This is a genomic window from Bacillus sp. EU63, from assembly GCF_038592915.1.
Classification (GTDB): Bacteria; Bacillota; Bacilli; order Bacillales; family Bacillaceae; genus Bacillus; species Bacillus velezensis.
Genome location: NZ_CP151944.1, coordinates 2748807 through 2763385 on the forward strand (window position 1 = coordinate 2748807; position 14579 = coordinate 2763385).

Genomic DNA, 14579 nt, shown 5'->3' on the forward strand with positions numbered 1-14579 from the left:
CCATTATAAAAATGGGGTTTATACGGATTCTTTATTCATTTGGATATCAAACGGTTTTTGTTCTGAAGGAGGGTCAACCAATATGACGTCCAGCACTTCCTGGAACGTTTTTACCGCTTTAATGGTGATTCCGTCTATTCGTTTCAAAATGGACTGCTGATTTTCATATGGGATAATGACCGTTTTTGCTCCGGCCTGTTTTGCGGCTTTAATTTTCGGAATGACGCCGCCGATCGGTTTGACAAGCCCCGTCAGGCTGATTTCTCCCGTCATCGCCACCGTATGGTCGATCGGGATGCGGTGAATCGCGGAAAAAATCCCCGCGGCCATCGCGATACCTGCTGAAGGTCCGTCAATCGGGCCTCCGCCCGGAAAATTGACGTGAATGTCATAGTCTGAAGGTTTGATGCCCATTGTGCGCAGAACCGTCAGAACATTTTCCACAGATCCCTTCGCCATGCTTTTGCGGCGGATCGACTTCGATTGGCTGCCGATGCTTTCTTCCTCTGCAATTCCCGTGATATTCAGGCTTCCTTTGTCCTGCGCAGGTGTGACATTCACTTCGATTTCCAGCAATGCGCCGCTGTTCGGCCCGTAGACAGCAAGTCCGTTCACGATGCCGACTTGCGGTTCATCGGCGATTTTCTGCTCATTTTTAGGCGTAAGCTGACTGGAATGAACAACCCATTCTATATCTTCTGTCGTAATTTCCTGTCTGTCCTCAGTCACCGCCATGCCGGCGGCGATCTGGATCATATTGACGGCTTCACGTCCGTTTCTCGTATATGTGGTCAGCACACTGAGAGCTTCGTCAGAAATCTCTTTCTGAATTTTGTCGGCTGCTTTTTTCGCAACGATTTTAAGTTCATCCTTTTCCAGCTCGCGGAAAAATACTTCAAGACAGCGCGAACGGATGGCCGGCGGAATTTCATTCGGCATTCTCGTTGTCGCTCCGATCAAACGGAAATCTGCCGGAAGCCCATTTTGAAAAATATCATGAATGTGATTCGGTATTTGCGTATTTTCTTCACTGTAATACGCACTGTCTAAAAATACTTTTCGATCTTCAAGCACCTTCAGCATTTTATTCATCTGAATCGGGTGAAGCTCGCCGATTTCATCAATAAACAATACCCCGCCGTGAGCATGGGTCACAGCCCCCTGTTTCGGCTGCGGAATGCCTGCTTGGCCCATCGCACCCGCTCCCTGATAAATGGGATCATGCACTGAACCGATAAGCGGATCGGCAATCCCCCGTTCATCAAACCGCGCGGTCGTCGCATCAAGTTCAACAAAAACAGCCTGCTTTTGAAACGGTGACTGTTTATGTTTTTTCGCTTCTTCCAATACCAGCCGCGCCGCAGCCGTTTTACCGACTCCCGGAGGACCGTAAATAATGACGTGCTGCGGGTTCGGTCCGCAAAGCGCTGCTTTTAACGCTTTAATTCCGTCTTCCTGGCCGACAATGTCCTGAAAGCTTTTCGGCCGCACCTTTTCTGATAAAGGTTCTGATAAACTGATGGCGCGCATTTTGCGCAGCTGTTCCATTTCTTTTTTTGATTCTTTATCTATCGTCACTTTTTGTGTACGCTGGTTTTTGAGCAGATTCCAAAAATATAATCCGATGACTATTCCGAAAAACAGCTGTACAAATAATGCGATCCCTGTCCAACTCATGCTGGTCCCTCCTGAAAAAACGATTTATGTATCCAATTCATTCCTCTGTCCGCTAGTATCTCCCAGCAAAGCCCGGAATAAACATTTTCAGAAGGGTCAGGACAAGAAAAAAAACCTCCTGATCAATTCGGGTCAGGAGGTTTTGTCATGTTATGCTGATGTTTTATCTTGGCCGACAACTGTGCCGTCTTTTAATACAAGACGCGGTGCTTCACCGTCTGCGACTGTCGCTCCGGTAATGACACATTTTTCAATATCATCGCGGGACGGCAGATCAAACATGACGTCAAGCATGATGCCTTCAATGATAGAACGCAGGCCGCGTGCGCCTGTTTTACGCTCGATCGCTTTTTTCGCAATTTCAGATAATGCCTCGTCTTCAAATTCAAGCTCGACATCATCAAGTTCTAACATTTTCTTGTATTGTTTGACGAGTGCGTTTTTCGGTTTAGTCAGAATTTCAACCAGTGCCGTTTCGTCAAGCTGCTCAAGGCTTGCAATGACAGGAAGACGGCCGATGAATTCAGGAATCAGACCGAAACGGAGCAAGTCTTCCGGAAGAACTTTAGAAAGCAGTTCTTCTTTTTCCAGATCTGCCGCTTTATTATCAGAGCCGAAGCCGATGACTTTTTGTCCGAGACGGCGTTTGATGATTTGTTCGATGCCGTCAAATGCACCGCCGCAAATGAACAGAATGTTCGTCGTATCGATCTGGATGAATTCCTGATGAGGATGTTTGCGTCCTCCTTGAGGCGGCACGCTTGCAACCGTTCCTTCAAGAATTTTCAGCAGCGCCTGCTGAACGCCTTCGCCTGATACGTCGCGTGTAATGGACGGGTTTTCAGATTTTCGCGCTACTTTATCGATTTCATCGATATAAATAATGCCTTTTTCTGCTTTTTCCACATCATAGTCTGCTGCCTGAATCAGCTTGAGGAGGATGTTTTCTACGTCCTCACCGACATATCCGGCTTCAGTCAGAGATGTAGCGTCCGCGATCGCAAACGGCACATTCAGAATACGCGCAAGCGTCTGGGCAAGAAGTGTTTTCCCGCTTCCAGTCGGCCCGATTAAAGAAATATTACTTTTAGAAAGCTCGACATCATCCACTTTACTGTTGGAATTGATGCGTTTGTAATGGTTGTATACCGCAACCGCAAGTGATTTCTTCGCCTGATCCTGTCCGATGACATATTCATTCAGAATCTCACGGATTTCCTGCGGCTTCGGAACGTCTTTAAATTCGACTTCTTCTTCTGTACCAAGCTCTTCCTCTACGATTTCTGTACAGAGCTCGATACATTCGTCGCATATATATACACCCGGTCCTGCAACCAGCTTACGAACCTGATCTTGCGTTTTTCCGCAGAACGAGCATTTCAATTGTCCTTTTTCCTCGTTGAATTTAAACATTCTTTCACCCCTTAATCTTGTCTCACTTTTTCTTTTACCTGAAGGGCAAAAGAAAACGGTTCTTGCTACGATCGAGTATGTATTGCATTTTACCATACTTTCCAGTAAGACGGTAACAATGTGTTTCGCACTTGCACATTCTATATGTATGACGAAAAACAGCCCGGCAATGACTATCTTGCCCCAAGAAAAAGAGTTATATCATAATTGTACAAAACAAGGCACGAATTAATCGCGCCCTGTTTTATTATGTCTATTATTATGAACCATATTAACGGTTTTCTACAAGAAAATCAATTGCTTTTCGAACTTTTAAATCTTCTTTCATCGCGTCAGTTGAACCGATTGCCTGCTTGATGTTTTCAACCGGCATGTTGTAAGCTTCAGCCATTTTAGTCAGCTCAGCTTCAACTTCTTCGTCCGTTACTTCAAGGTTTTCTGCTTGAGCGATCGCTTCAAGAGTCAGGTTTGATTTTACGCGTTTTGCGGCATCTTCTTTCATTTGCTCTTTTAACGCGTTTTCGTCTTGGCCTGAGAATTGAGTGTAAAGCTCAAGGTTCATGCCTTGCATTTGCAGACGCTGTTCGAATTCTTTCAGCATGCGGTCAAGCTCAGTGTCGATCATCGCTTGAGGAACATCAGCTTCAGCGTTTTCAGATGCTTTCAGAACAAGCTCTTCACGCAATTTAGCGTCAGCTTCGTTTTCTTTTGCTTCTTCAAGGCGTTTTTTTGTTTTCTCAGTTAATTCAGCAAGCGTTTCAACTTCTTCGTCAATGTCTTTTGCGAATTCGTCGTTAAGCTCAGGAAGCTCTTTCGCTTTGATTTCATGAATTTTCACTTTGAAAACAGCTGGTTTTCCGGCAAGCTCTTCAGCGTGGTACTCTTCAGGGAATGTTACTTCAACATCCTTTTCAGCGCCTGCTTCAAGGCCTGTTAACTGCTCTTCGAAGCCCGGGATGAATGAACCTGATCCTACTTCAAGTGAGTAGTTCTCAGCTTTTCCGCCTTCAAACGCTTCGCCGTCAACGAAACCTTCGAAGTCAAGAACGACTGTATCGCCGTTTTCAACAGCGCCTTCTTCTTTCACGACAAGCTCAGCCTGACGCTCTTGAAGAGCTTTAAGTTCGTTTTGTACATCTTCGTCAGTAACGGCAGTGTCATCTTTTTCGATTCCTAAGCCTTTGTAGTCGCCAAGTTTCACTTCCGGTTTTACAGTCACTTTTGCAGTGAAAATCAAGCTTTCGCCTTTTTCGATTTTTTCAACATCGATTTCAGGGCGGTCTACAGGTTCGATGCCGGCTTCTTCAACCGCTTTAGGGTATTCTACAGGAAGTAAAATATCTAAAGCATCCTGGTAAAGAGCTTCAACGCCGAAACGCTGTTCGAATAAACCGCGGGGAACTTTCCCTTTGCGGAATCCAGGAATAGAAACCTGTTTTACTACTTTTTTAAATGCATCATCAAGAGCTGTTTTGAACGTATCCGCGTCAACTTCAACCGTTAATACGCCTTCGTTGCCTTCTTGTTTTTCCCATTTTACAGACATGTGTTTCCCTCCAAAAATCTATTCAGGTTGTGTCGGTCTTCCATTCTAAAGCAATCCGCGGCTTTGTCAAAGAAAAAACCGCTTGAATCAGAATCATTATGTAATGAACTGGCAGCCTGTCCAACCGTAATTCTCATTTCAGTTAAACCGCTATACATAAATACAACCACTATATTATAACATAACGCCTACCGCTTTCAACTATATGGTGTGATTTACAAATAAGAAATTTCTTCAATATCCTTAATCATCGTGCAGGCTTCTTCGAGTTCGCGGCTGTCAAACTCGTACATCATGTGAAGTTCCTCCGGCTCAATGTCAATGCCGTGCATCTCGTAACCGACCTTATGAAGCGCCGCCGCCCATAAATCTGCGTTCAAAAACTTCGGCATAAAAGGGTGCAGGACGTACAGATGCCTTCTCCACAGCTCCTCGACGGCAGCGTATAATGTAGGGTTTTCATTGCCGAGCGTTTCATCAAGCACCCGGAGAACGCGATGCAAAACCGGAGCCGCATCAGGCTGAACCGTTTCACTCGGAACCGCGGTCATTGAATCGCCGAATTTTGTAATATGGACCGGCTTGCTGTAGTCATGGTCCGCCATCAGCGTCAAAATCATCGTCTTGATAAGAGGATGAGCGCCCGGATCTTGAAGAATTGTTTTTAAGAGACCCGTGTATTTTGCAATATTGCGGTCTTTAAGAGAATGAATCAGATTCATTTGTTCAGCGGGGCTGTTCAGCACTTTTTCCGCATCAAGAATGTCCTCGTATTCCTCCTCCCATGCTTCATCCTGCTGGTCGGGATCGGTCATTTTGCGGCTGAATTCGAGCAGCCGGTAGAATTGCTCCGCACTTTCTGCGGGCAGCTGGTTTTCTTCCAGCACAGCTTCAATTGTGCTTTTGACTTCTTCATATTGTTTCAGCTGAATTAAAATGGTCATATACACCTGCAGTACGGTAAAATAATGGCCGTACCCTTCATTCAGCATTTTCTCGCAAACTTGTTTTGCTTCTTCCAATTCCCCGAGTTCCAGAAAACAAATCGCCATGCCTAAATGTACGTCGGACTCGGTATCACCGTGGCTTACCGCCTCTGAAAACAGTTCGAGGGCCTCCTGATACTGTTTATCCTTCATGGCGGCCATCCCTTTATCAACCAAGCGTTCTTTCAGACGGGGGAAAGGAATGATATCAGCTTTTTTCTTGTCATGCGTCATACTTTATTTCCTTTCAGGCGCTATTTTGTTCAAGTGTATCAACACGCGTCAGGAAACACAAGAAAGGATGGTGCGCACGGTAAAAAAAGCTGCCGGACAGATGCCGGGCAGCTTTTTTCAGGCTTGAAGCCATGAACTCCTTTTCGATTCAAACTGCTGAATGTCGTCCTCCAGCAGAAGTGTTAATGAAATTTCATCATAACCGTTAATCAGCATTTCCTTCCAGTGAGGATCGACTTCAAATGAAATCTCTTTTCCTTCACTGTCATGAATGAGCTGGTTTTCCAAATCAACCGTCATGTTAAGAGACTGATTTTCATATTGGCCGGCGAGTTTTTTCCACTGATCATACGGCATACGGATGGGAAGCATACCGTTTTTAAAACAGTTTTGATGAAAAATATCGGCAAATGACGGAGCAATGATGATTTTGAAGCCGTAATCATCCAACGCCCAAGGAGCGTGTTCACGGGATGATCCGCAGCCGAAATTCTCTCCGGCAATTAATATGGACGCGCCTTCATAGACTTTACGGTTTAATTCAAATTCAGGGTCAGGCTCACCGTTCTCAAGGTATCTCCAATCAAAAAACGCGAATCTGCCGTATCCGGTTCTTTCAATTCTTTTCAAAAACTGTTTCGGAATAATCTGGTCCGTATCGACGTTGATCCGGTTTAAGACGGCCGCTTTTCCCGTATGCGTTTTTAAAGGTTCCATCTTTTCGCGCACTCCTTACACAACTGTTTTTTCTTGATAAAACTTTCTTACATCGACGAAATGCCCGTGAATGGCCGCCATTGCCGCCATCGCCGGACTGACAAGGTGTGTTCTCGCGCCTTTTCCCTGTCTGCCTTCGAAGTTGCGGTTGGAAGTGGAAGCGCATCGTTCCCCTTCAGGCACGACATCATTGTTCATACTGAGGCACATGCTGCAGCCTGATTCTCTCCATTCAAAGCCGGCCTCGAGAAACACGCGGTGCAGCCCTTCTTCCTCGGCCTGCTGTTTCACGCTTTGAGAACCCGGCACCACAATGGCCCTGACGCTGTCAGCGACTTTTCGGCCTTTGATCATATCCGCAGCCTGGCGAAGATCGGTCATCCGCGAATTTGTACAGGAGCCGATAAACACATGCTCGACTTTAATATCTTCAATTTTTTGATTCGGCGCGATTCCCATGTATTCGTACGCGCGGATGGCTTCTTTTTTACCGTCTTCAGAATCAATGGTTTCCGGCGCCGGTATTTGGGCATCGACCGGAAGAACCATGCCGGGATTGACGCCCCATGTTACCATTGGAGAAATCTCGCTGCCGTCTAACACGATGGAATGATCGTATACGGCGCCCGGATCGGTTTGTAACGCTTTCCATTCTGCGGCGGCTTTTTCAAATTCCTCGCCTTTTGGCGCGTATTTACGGTTTTTACAATATTCAATCGTCGTGTCATCTGGAGCGATCAGTCCCGCCCGTGCTCCCGCTTCTATTGACATATTGCAGACCGTCATGCGTTCGTCCATAGACATGTTTCTGAATACTTCCCCGGTGTATTCAATGACATATCCGGTACCGAATTTCACCCCGTATTTTCCGATGACCGACAAGATGACATCCTTCGCGGTCACTCCTTTTTGGAGCGTTCCGTCAACGCGGATTTCAAGCGTTTTCGGCCGTTGCTGCCATAATGTCTGTGTGGAAAGAACATGTTCCACCTCACTTGTGCCGATACCGAAGGCAAGCGCTCCGAACGCGCCGTGAGTCGATGTATGGCTGTCTCCGCAAACGATCGTTTTTCCCGGAAGTGTCAGACCAAGCTCAGGCCCGACCACGTGAACGATTCCCTGGTCTGCGCTGTGAAGATCCGCAAGACGGACGCCGAACTCCTCACAATTCCGTTCAAGCGCGGTTACTTGGCGCTTTGCGACTTCATCTTTAATGTCAAAACGGTTGACGGTCGGAATATTGTGGTCCATCGTCGCGAATGTGTTCTGCGGCCGTCTGACCTTTCTCCCCTTCTGCCTTAACCCTTCAAACGCCTGAGGAGACGTCACCTCATGAATTAGGTGCAGATCAATATAGAGAAGGTCGGGTTTTCCTTCACCGCTTTTTACAATATGCCGATCCCAAATCTTTTCGATGATTGTTCGAGGCATCATCTTTGTTTCCTCCCTCTACCTATGAACTAAGACTGCTTTCTTTAAAGCGTCACACTATAGATTTTGTATTCGAGCCGGCTAATGCGGCTTTTACTTTTTCAGTAATGTCATGCGTTCCGGCATATTGGCCGTCCCGGGCGATATCACGTGTACGGCTGCCGTCTGCAAGCACCTTTGCGACCGCCTTTTCCACCGCCTGAGCTTCGTTTTCAAGTCCGAAAGATGTTCTCAAAAGCATCGCCGCTGATAAAATCGCCGCAAACGGATTGGCCATCCCTTTACCGGCGATGTCAGGCGCAGATCCATGCACGGGTTCAAACAAGTGAAGACCTGAACTTGATAAACTGGCTGACGGCAGCATGCCGAGCGAGCCTGTCAGCATGGAGGCTTCATCGCTTAAAATATCGCCGAACATATTCTCAGTTACGATGACGTCAAACTGGCTCGGAGCATAGATGAGCTGCATCGCGGCATTATCGACAAGCATATGTTCAAGCGTCACATCAGGAAATTCTTTTGCGATTTCATCCGCTGTTTCCCGCCATAGCCTGCTTGAAGAAAGCACATTCGCCTTATCGACGGACGTCACTTTTCCTTTTCTGCCGGCAGCCATCTTAAAGGCTTCTCTTACAACGCGTTCGATTTCTTCTTTCTTATAAAAAAGGGTATCGACCGCTTCCTTTTCTCCCGCTTCATTGACATACTGTCTGCTCGGTTCTCCGAAGTAGAGGCCGCCCGTCAGTTCCCTGACGATTACAAAGTCGACGCCGCTGATATATTCTTTTTTCAGCGGAGACGCTTCAGACAGGCTTTCAAATACGGTCACGGGACGCAGATTGGCAAACAGGCCGAGTTTTTTTCTGATGCCAAGCAGGCCTTTTTCCGGTCTGAGCTCTGGAGGATTTTGGTCCCATTTCGGCCCGCCGACTGCCCCGAGCAGGATGGCGTCAGATCTTTCACAAAGAGCCACCGTCTCCTCAGGAAGGGGGTTTTGATGGGCGTCAATGGCCGCTCCCCCGATCAGCCCGTTTTCAAATTCAAATTCATGTCCGAATTGTTCGGCAACGCTTTTCAATACATCTGCCGCTGATTCCGCCACTTCCGGTCCGATTCCGTCACCGGGCAGCAAAGCAATGCGTTTTTTCAAATCAAACGTTCTCCTTTCTATTACGAGCCGACCGCAGTCTGTCTCTTTAATCCGTCTAAATTGCAATCCAGCACCAACTGCCGGTTCACGGCGTTCAGATAAGCTTTAGCAGAAGCTTCCAGAACATCCTGCGCGATTCCCCGCCCTGATGTTTCTTTTCCGTTCACGGTCACTCTGACAAAAACTTGAGCCAGCGCGTCTTCGCCTTTCCGGTTGGATTGGATGCGGTAGTCTGTCAGTTCAATATTTTTATCGATGCAGCGCCCGAGCGTATTATAAACGGCTTCTACGCTGCCCGCCCCCGTTGCCGCCTCTTGAATCAGCTGTTCGTTTTCCTGATTTTTCAAAGAGACTGTTGCAGTCGGCACCTGAGACGTCCCGTAATGCACTTGCAGAGACAAAAATTCATAGCCGATTTTTTTGTCCGTCACTTTTTCTTCTAAAATAAGAGAAATCAAGTCATCATCGGTGATTTCTTTTTTCTTTTCGGTCAGTTCTTTAAACATCGTAAAAAATTTATTGATTTCCTCACTATCAAACTGGAATCCAAGCGCATTCAGGCGGTCTTTGAACGCATGGCGTCCGGAATGCTTTCCGAGTACGAGCGCATCAGCAGTCACGCCGACAAGTTCCGGTGAAATGATTTCATATGTTGATTTTTCTTTCAGGAAACCGTCTTGGTGAATGCCGGACTCATGTGCGAAAGCGTTATCTCCGACGATTGCTTTATTGCGGGGAACGGCCATGCCCGTCAGTTTGCTGACAAGATCACTCGTCCGCTTCAATTCATGAAGATTGAGGGATGAATCGGCTTGATGCGCGTCATTTCTGACATGAAGCGCAACGGCGATTTCCTCTAGCGCGGCGTTCCCGGCTCTTTCTCCTATGCCGTTAATGGCGCATTCAATTTGATCTGCGCCGTTCTCAATTGCCGAAAGTGAGTTGGCAACCGCCATTCCGAGATCATCGTGGCAATGGGCTGAAAGCTTTACCCGGCCGATATTCGGAACGTGTTCCTTCATATATTTAAAGATGTTTCCGTATTCAGCCGGCGTCAGGTAACCTACAGTGTCCGGCAGGTTGATGACGCTCGCGCCGGCATCAATCACTTTTTCTACGATTTCAGCCAGAAACGGAAGTTCGGTGCGGCATGCGTCTTCTGCTGACCATTGAACGATCGGAAAGCGTTCTTTTGCATACTTCACCATTTCAACCGCTTTTTCCTTAACCTCTTCCCGCGTCATTTTCAGCTTATGCTTCAGATGAATGCCAGAGGTGGCGATAAAGATGTGAATCCGCGGGCTGGCCCCGTCTTTCAGCGCTTCCCAGGCTGCGTCGATGTCACCTTTGACAGATCGGGCAAGCCCTGTTACCGAACAATTTTTAATCGTTCTTGCGATTTCCTGCACGGCTAAAAAATCACCTCGGGATGAAGCGGGAAATCCCGCTTCAATAATGTCCACCCCGAGTCTTTCAAGCTGCTTGGCTATCGCCAGTTTCTCCCGGGAATTGAGGTTGACCCCGGGGGATTGTTCACCGTCACGAAGGGTCGTGTCGAAAACATTAATTTTGCGCAACGGAGACCACCGCTTCCTTCTTTTTGCCTTGTTTGACAAACGGCATCATTTCACGAAGCTGTCTGCCGACCTTTTCAATCTGATGCTCGTTTTCACTTGCATTGATCGCATTGAAACGAGGACGGTTCACTTGGTTTTCCACGATCCATTCTTTTGCGAATGTACCGTTTTGAATATCCGTTAATACTTGTTTCATCGATTCTTTTACCTTCGCATCGACTACGCGCGGTCCTGATACAAAGTCTCCCCATTGAGCCGTATCGGAGATAGAGTATCTCATGCCCGCCAATCCTTCTTCATACATCAAGTCTACGATCAACTTCAGTTCGTGCAGACACTCGAAGTATGCGAGTTCAGGCTGGTAGCCGGCTTCTGTCAGCGTTTCAAAACCCGCTTTGACAAGCGCTGTTAAACCTCCGCACAGAACAGCCTGCTCACCGAACAAATCCGTTTCCGTTTCTTCCTTAAATGTTGTTTCAAGAACGCCCGCACGCGCTCCGCCGATTCCTTTTGCATAAGCAAGAGCCGTATCTTTCGCTTCGCCTGATACATCCTGGTAGATGGCAAACAATGCCGGTACGCCCGCGCCTTGTTCATATGTTCTTCTGACAAGGTGTCCAGGTCCTTTAGGGGCGACAAGGAATACATCCACATCAGCAGGAGGCACGATCTGATGGAAATGGACGTTAAATCCGTGTGCGAATACCAATGACTTGCCCGCCGTCAATTCATCTTTGATTTCAGATTCATATACTTTTTGCTGCTGTTCATCCGGAAGAAGAACCATAATGATATCAGCCTGGGCAGCCGCTTCTCTTACCGAAAAGACTTTATGACCGTCTTCTTGGGCCTGTGTAAATGATTTGCCTTGTCTGACGCCGACAATGACATCAATTCCGCTTTCTTTTAAGTTCAGCGCGTGTGCGTGACCTTGTGAACCGTAACCGATAATCGCAACTTTTTTACCTGCCAATACGTTCTCTTTGATATCACCGTTATAATATACTTTTACCATTTTAATCTCTCCCTTTTTTGTGTTATACAATTGAAATTGTTTTATTGGATGACGCCTTCTGCTGGGTTCCCCTCGCAAAAGCCGTTGTGCCCGTTCTCGCGATTTCTTTAATTCCGTAAGGTTTGAGAAGCTCTATGAGCGCTTCGATTTTATTAGATTCGCCGGTAACCTGAACGACGATGCTGTCTCTTGAGACATCAACGACGGAAGCTCTGAACGGCTCAATGATTCCATTGATTTCCGTTCTGGCCGACGGTGCGGAAACAACTTTGATTAATGCCAGCTCACGCTGTACAATTGATTGGTTTGTAATATCCGTCACTTTCAGGACGTCAATTTGTTTGTTAAGCTGCTTTGTCAGCTGCTCTACGTCATTTTCGCCTTCCACATGGACGACAAATGTAATCCTTGAAACACCGCTTGTTTCCGTGTGGCCTACAGTGATGCTTTCGATATTATAGTGTCTTTTTGTAAACAGGCCGGTGATCCGGTTTAATACTCCCGAGCGGTTGACCACCGTTAATGTGATAATGCGTTTCAAGGTTTCACCCCCACCATTTCATGAAGTCCTTTACCCGGCGCAATCATCGGGAATACTTTCTCGCTTTTGGCGACCCGGACGTCAATAACGGCCGGTTCTTTTGATGAAAGCGCCTTTTTAAGCTCTTCTTCCGCCTCTTCTTCCGATGAAATCCGGACGCCTTTAATGCCGTAGGCTTCTGACAATTTGACAAAGTCAGGCTGCGCCGAGAATTTGGATTCAGAGTAGCGTTCTTCATAGAAGATTTCCTGCCACTGTCTGACCATGCCCAGACATTCGTTGTTCAAGATAACCACTTTGACAGGAAGATTCAGCTGCCGGATGACATCTAATTCCTGAAGGGTCATCTGAAAACCGCCGTCTCCGAGGATGGCAACGACCGTGGCGTTACGATCGGCCAGCTGCGCTCCGATAGCCGCCGGAAGGCCGAAGCCCATTGTGCCGAGCCCCCCCGAGGTCACCCACTTATCAGCCTTTCGGAAAGGATAAAACTGAGCCGCCCACATCTGGTGCTGGCCGACATCCGTCGCCACAATCGCCTCTCCGTTTGTGAATTGGTGAATATACTCAATCAGCTTTTGGGGTTTCAAGCCCTCTTCTCTGTTGTCTGTATACCAAAGCGGATATTCTTCTTGCCATTCTGAAAGCTGCTGTTTCCATTCCTCTGTTTGTCCCTGTTTTCCGTTTTGCTTCAATAATTCCTGAAGGACGATTTTACTGTCGCCGACCACCGGAATCTGCGTTTCGATAATTTTTCCGATTTCAGCAGGATCAATATCGATATGCGCTACTTTGGCCGATTTTGCAAAATGCTTCAGATTTCCGGTCACGCGATCATCGAACCGCGCTCCGATGCTGATCAACAAGTCACAGTGGTAAAGCGCCATATTCGCTGTGTATGTGCCGTGCATCCCCGCCATTCCCAGAAAAAGAGGATGGTCTGCCGGGAAACCGCCCAGACCGAGAAGCGTGTGGGCTACCGGTATTTGCTGCTGTTCGGCATAATTTTTTAAATCTTCTGAAGCTTTACCGTGCAAAACACCCGCTCCGGCTAAAATAACCGGCTTTTTCGCACTGCTGACAGCTTCCACGAGCTTTCGGATCTGCAGATAGTTAGGCTCTTTTACCGGCTGATAACCCGGAAGGCTGATCTCGTGATCATATCTGAACTCTCCTTCAAATGCTGCGACATCCTTCGGTATATCAATTAATACCGGGCCCGGTCTTCCCGTCGTGGCGATATGGAAAGCCTCTTTAATCACACGGGGGAGATCTTCCGGACGGCGGACTTGGTAGCTGTGTTTCGTAATCGGCATCGTAATTCCTAAAATGTCGGCTTCCTGGAAAGCGTCGCTGCCGATGACCGAAGTGGCCACCTGCCCGGTAAATACTACGAGCGGCAGTGAATCAATCATCGCATCCGCAAGACCGGTAACTAAATTTGTCGCGCCGGGTCCTGAGGTTGCAATCACAACCCCCGGCTTTCCGGAGATTCGCGCATACCCTTCTGCCGCGTGAATCGCGCCTTGCTCGTGGCGGGGCAGGATGTGAACCAATCCCGACTGATACAGCTTATCGTAAATCGGAAGGACGGCTCCTCCCGGATAGCCGAAGATCATCTCGACATTTTCTTTCTTTAATGATTCAATCAGCATCAGAGCCCCGTTCATTGTTTTTGTACATTCAGCAGACAAAGAATCCGCCTGTACATTTGTGCCCATTTTCAGTTCCTCCTTTTCAATGTTCCCTTCTAAAATCCAATTCATAAAACGCAGCGCCGGCTGACGCAAATAAAAAAGCCTTCCCACCCACATTCAGCCAAGCATTTCATGCGATAGCCAAAAGGGGCGAAAAGGCTTTGCTCTCCGCGGTACCACCCTTGTTTACGGTCATATGTAGACCGTCTCATGGATAATGATTATCCGTTTTGATAACGAGTAAACATTGTGTTCACTCGGCCGAGTCCTACTCTTTACATTTCAGACCGGCACTCTGAGGGGAGTTCACTTTGATTTGTTTTACCGGCTCTCAGCGTTACCGGATCTCTGTGAAAAACTTCAGCAAAGCTACTTATCCTCTTCTGCGCTTTTTATTATGGCAGCTCTTTTATTAAAAAAGAACCTTCATTTGTTTGTTTTTTCAGTGTTTTATGATTTTTCTTTTTAGCGTGAATCATTTATTTATTTTTGTTTGAACTCATATTACGCCCGTTTGCAGACAGTGTCAACAGCATTTTTATAATTATTAGACAATTTAGATTAATCAATCTACTTTGTATACGCTTTCATTACT

At 47.1% G+C, this 14579-nt stretch carries 11 protein-coding genes and 1 other annotated feature; all 11 genes read right to left on the reverse strand.

All coding sequences use genetic code 11. From position 1 onward, the window contains the following. Positions 1-18 precede the first annotated feature (18 nt). A complete protein-coding gene (gene lonB, locus NYE38_RS13660) occupies positions 19-1677 on the reverse strand; it encodes an ATP-dependent protease LonB (protein ID WP_007612897.1) in 1659 nt (552 codons plus the stop codon). Positions 1678-1827: 150 nt separating this feature from the next. After that, entirely contained in the window at positions 1828-3090 is a 1263-nt protein-coding gene (gene clpX / locus NYE38_RS13665; protein WP_007408149.1) for an ATP-dependent protease ATP-binding subunit ClpX, read from the reverse strand. Between the two features lie 271 nt (positions 3091-3361). Beyond that, positions 3362-4636, reverse strand: coding sequence for a trigger factor (tig, locus tag NYE38_RS13670; RefSeq protein ID WP_003152618.1), 1275 nt, complete (start codon positions 4634-4636; stop codon positions 3362-3364). Positions 4637-4851: 215 nt separating this feature from the next. Continuing rightward, positions 4852-5856 carry a DNA damage checkpoint antagonist DdcA gene (gene ddcA, locus NYE38_RS13675; protein WP_007408147.1) on the reverse strand — a complete coding sequence of 335 codons (1005 nt, stop codon included), beginning with the start codon at positions 5854-5856 and terminating at the stop codon, positions 4852-4854. A gap of 117 nt (positions 5857-5973) precedes the next feature. Further along, complete coding sequence (gene leuD / locus NYE38_RS13680) at positions 5974-6573, reverse strand: 3-isopropylmalate dehydratase small subunit (protein ID WP_007408146.1); 600 nt, start codon at positions 6571-6573, stop codon at positions 5974-5976. 15 nt (positions 6574-6588) lie between these two features. After that, the gene (gene leuC, locus NYE38_RS13685; protein ID WP_340802225.1) at positions 6589-8007 is read right to left on the reverse strand and encodes a 3-isopropylmalate dehydratase large subunit; all 1419 of its coding nucleotides are present in this window, start codon (positions 8005-8007) and stop codon (positions 6589-6591) included. Positions 8008-8056: 49 nt separating this feature from the next. Then, positions 8057-9154, reverse strand: a complete 1098-nt coding sequence (gene leuB / locus NYE38_RS13690) for a 3-isopropylmalate dehydrogenase (protein ID WP_014418560.1) — start codon at positions 9152-9154, stop codon at positions 8057-8059. Between the two features lie 20 nt (positions 9155-9174). Further along, the gene (locus NYE38_RS13695; RefSeq protein ID WP_017418295.1) at positions 9175-10731 is read right to left on the reverse strand and encodes a 2-isopropylmalate synthase; all 1557 of its coding nucleotides are present in this window, start codon (positions 10729-10731) and stop codon (positions 9175-9177) included. Next, positions 10718-11746 (reverse strand): ketol-acid reductoisomerase, encoded by a 1029-nt coding sequence (ilvC, locus tag NYE38_RS13700; protein WP_014418562.1) that lies wholly within the window; start codon positions 11744-11746, stop codon positions 10718-10720. The genes NYE38_RS13695 and ilvC overlap by 14 nt, the downstream gene beginning before the upstream one ends. A 22-nt stretch (positions 11747-11768) precedes the next feature. Beyond that, positions 11769-12287, reverse strand: a complete 519-nt coding sequence (ilvN, locus tag NYE38_RS13705; RefSeq protein ID WP_003152598.1) for an acetolactate synthase small subunit — start codon at positions 12285-12287, stop codon at positions 11769-11771. Beyond that, complete coding sequence (gene ilvB / locus NYE38_RS13710) at positions 12284-14008, reverse strand: acetolactate synthase large subunit (RefSeq protein WP_025649694.1); 1725 nt, start codon at positions 14006-14008, stop codon at positions 12284-12286. The genes ilvN and ilvB overlap by 4 nt, the downstream gene beginning before the upstream one ends. A gap of 119 nt (positions 14009-14127) precedes the next feature. Further along, positions 14128-14379: a binding site (T-box leader), on the reverse strand. Positions 14380-14579: the final 200 nt, after the last annotated feature.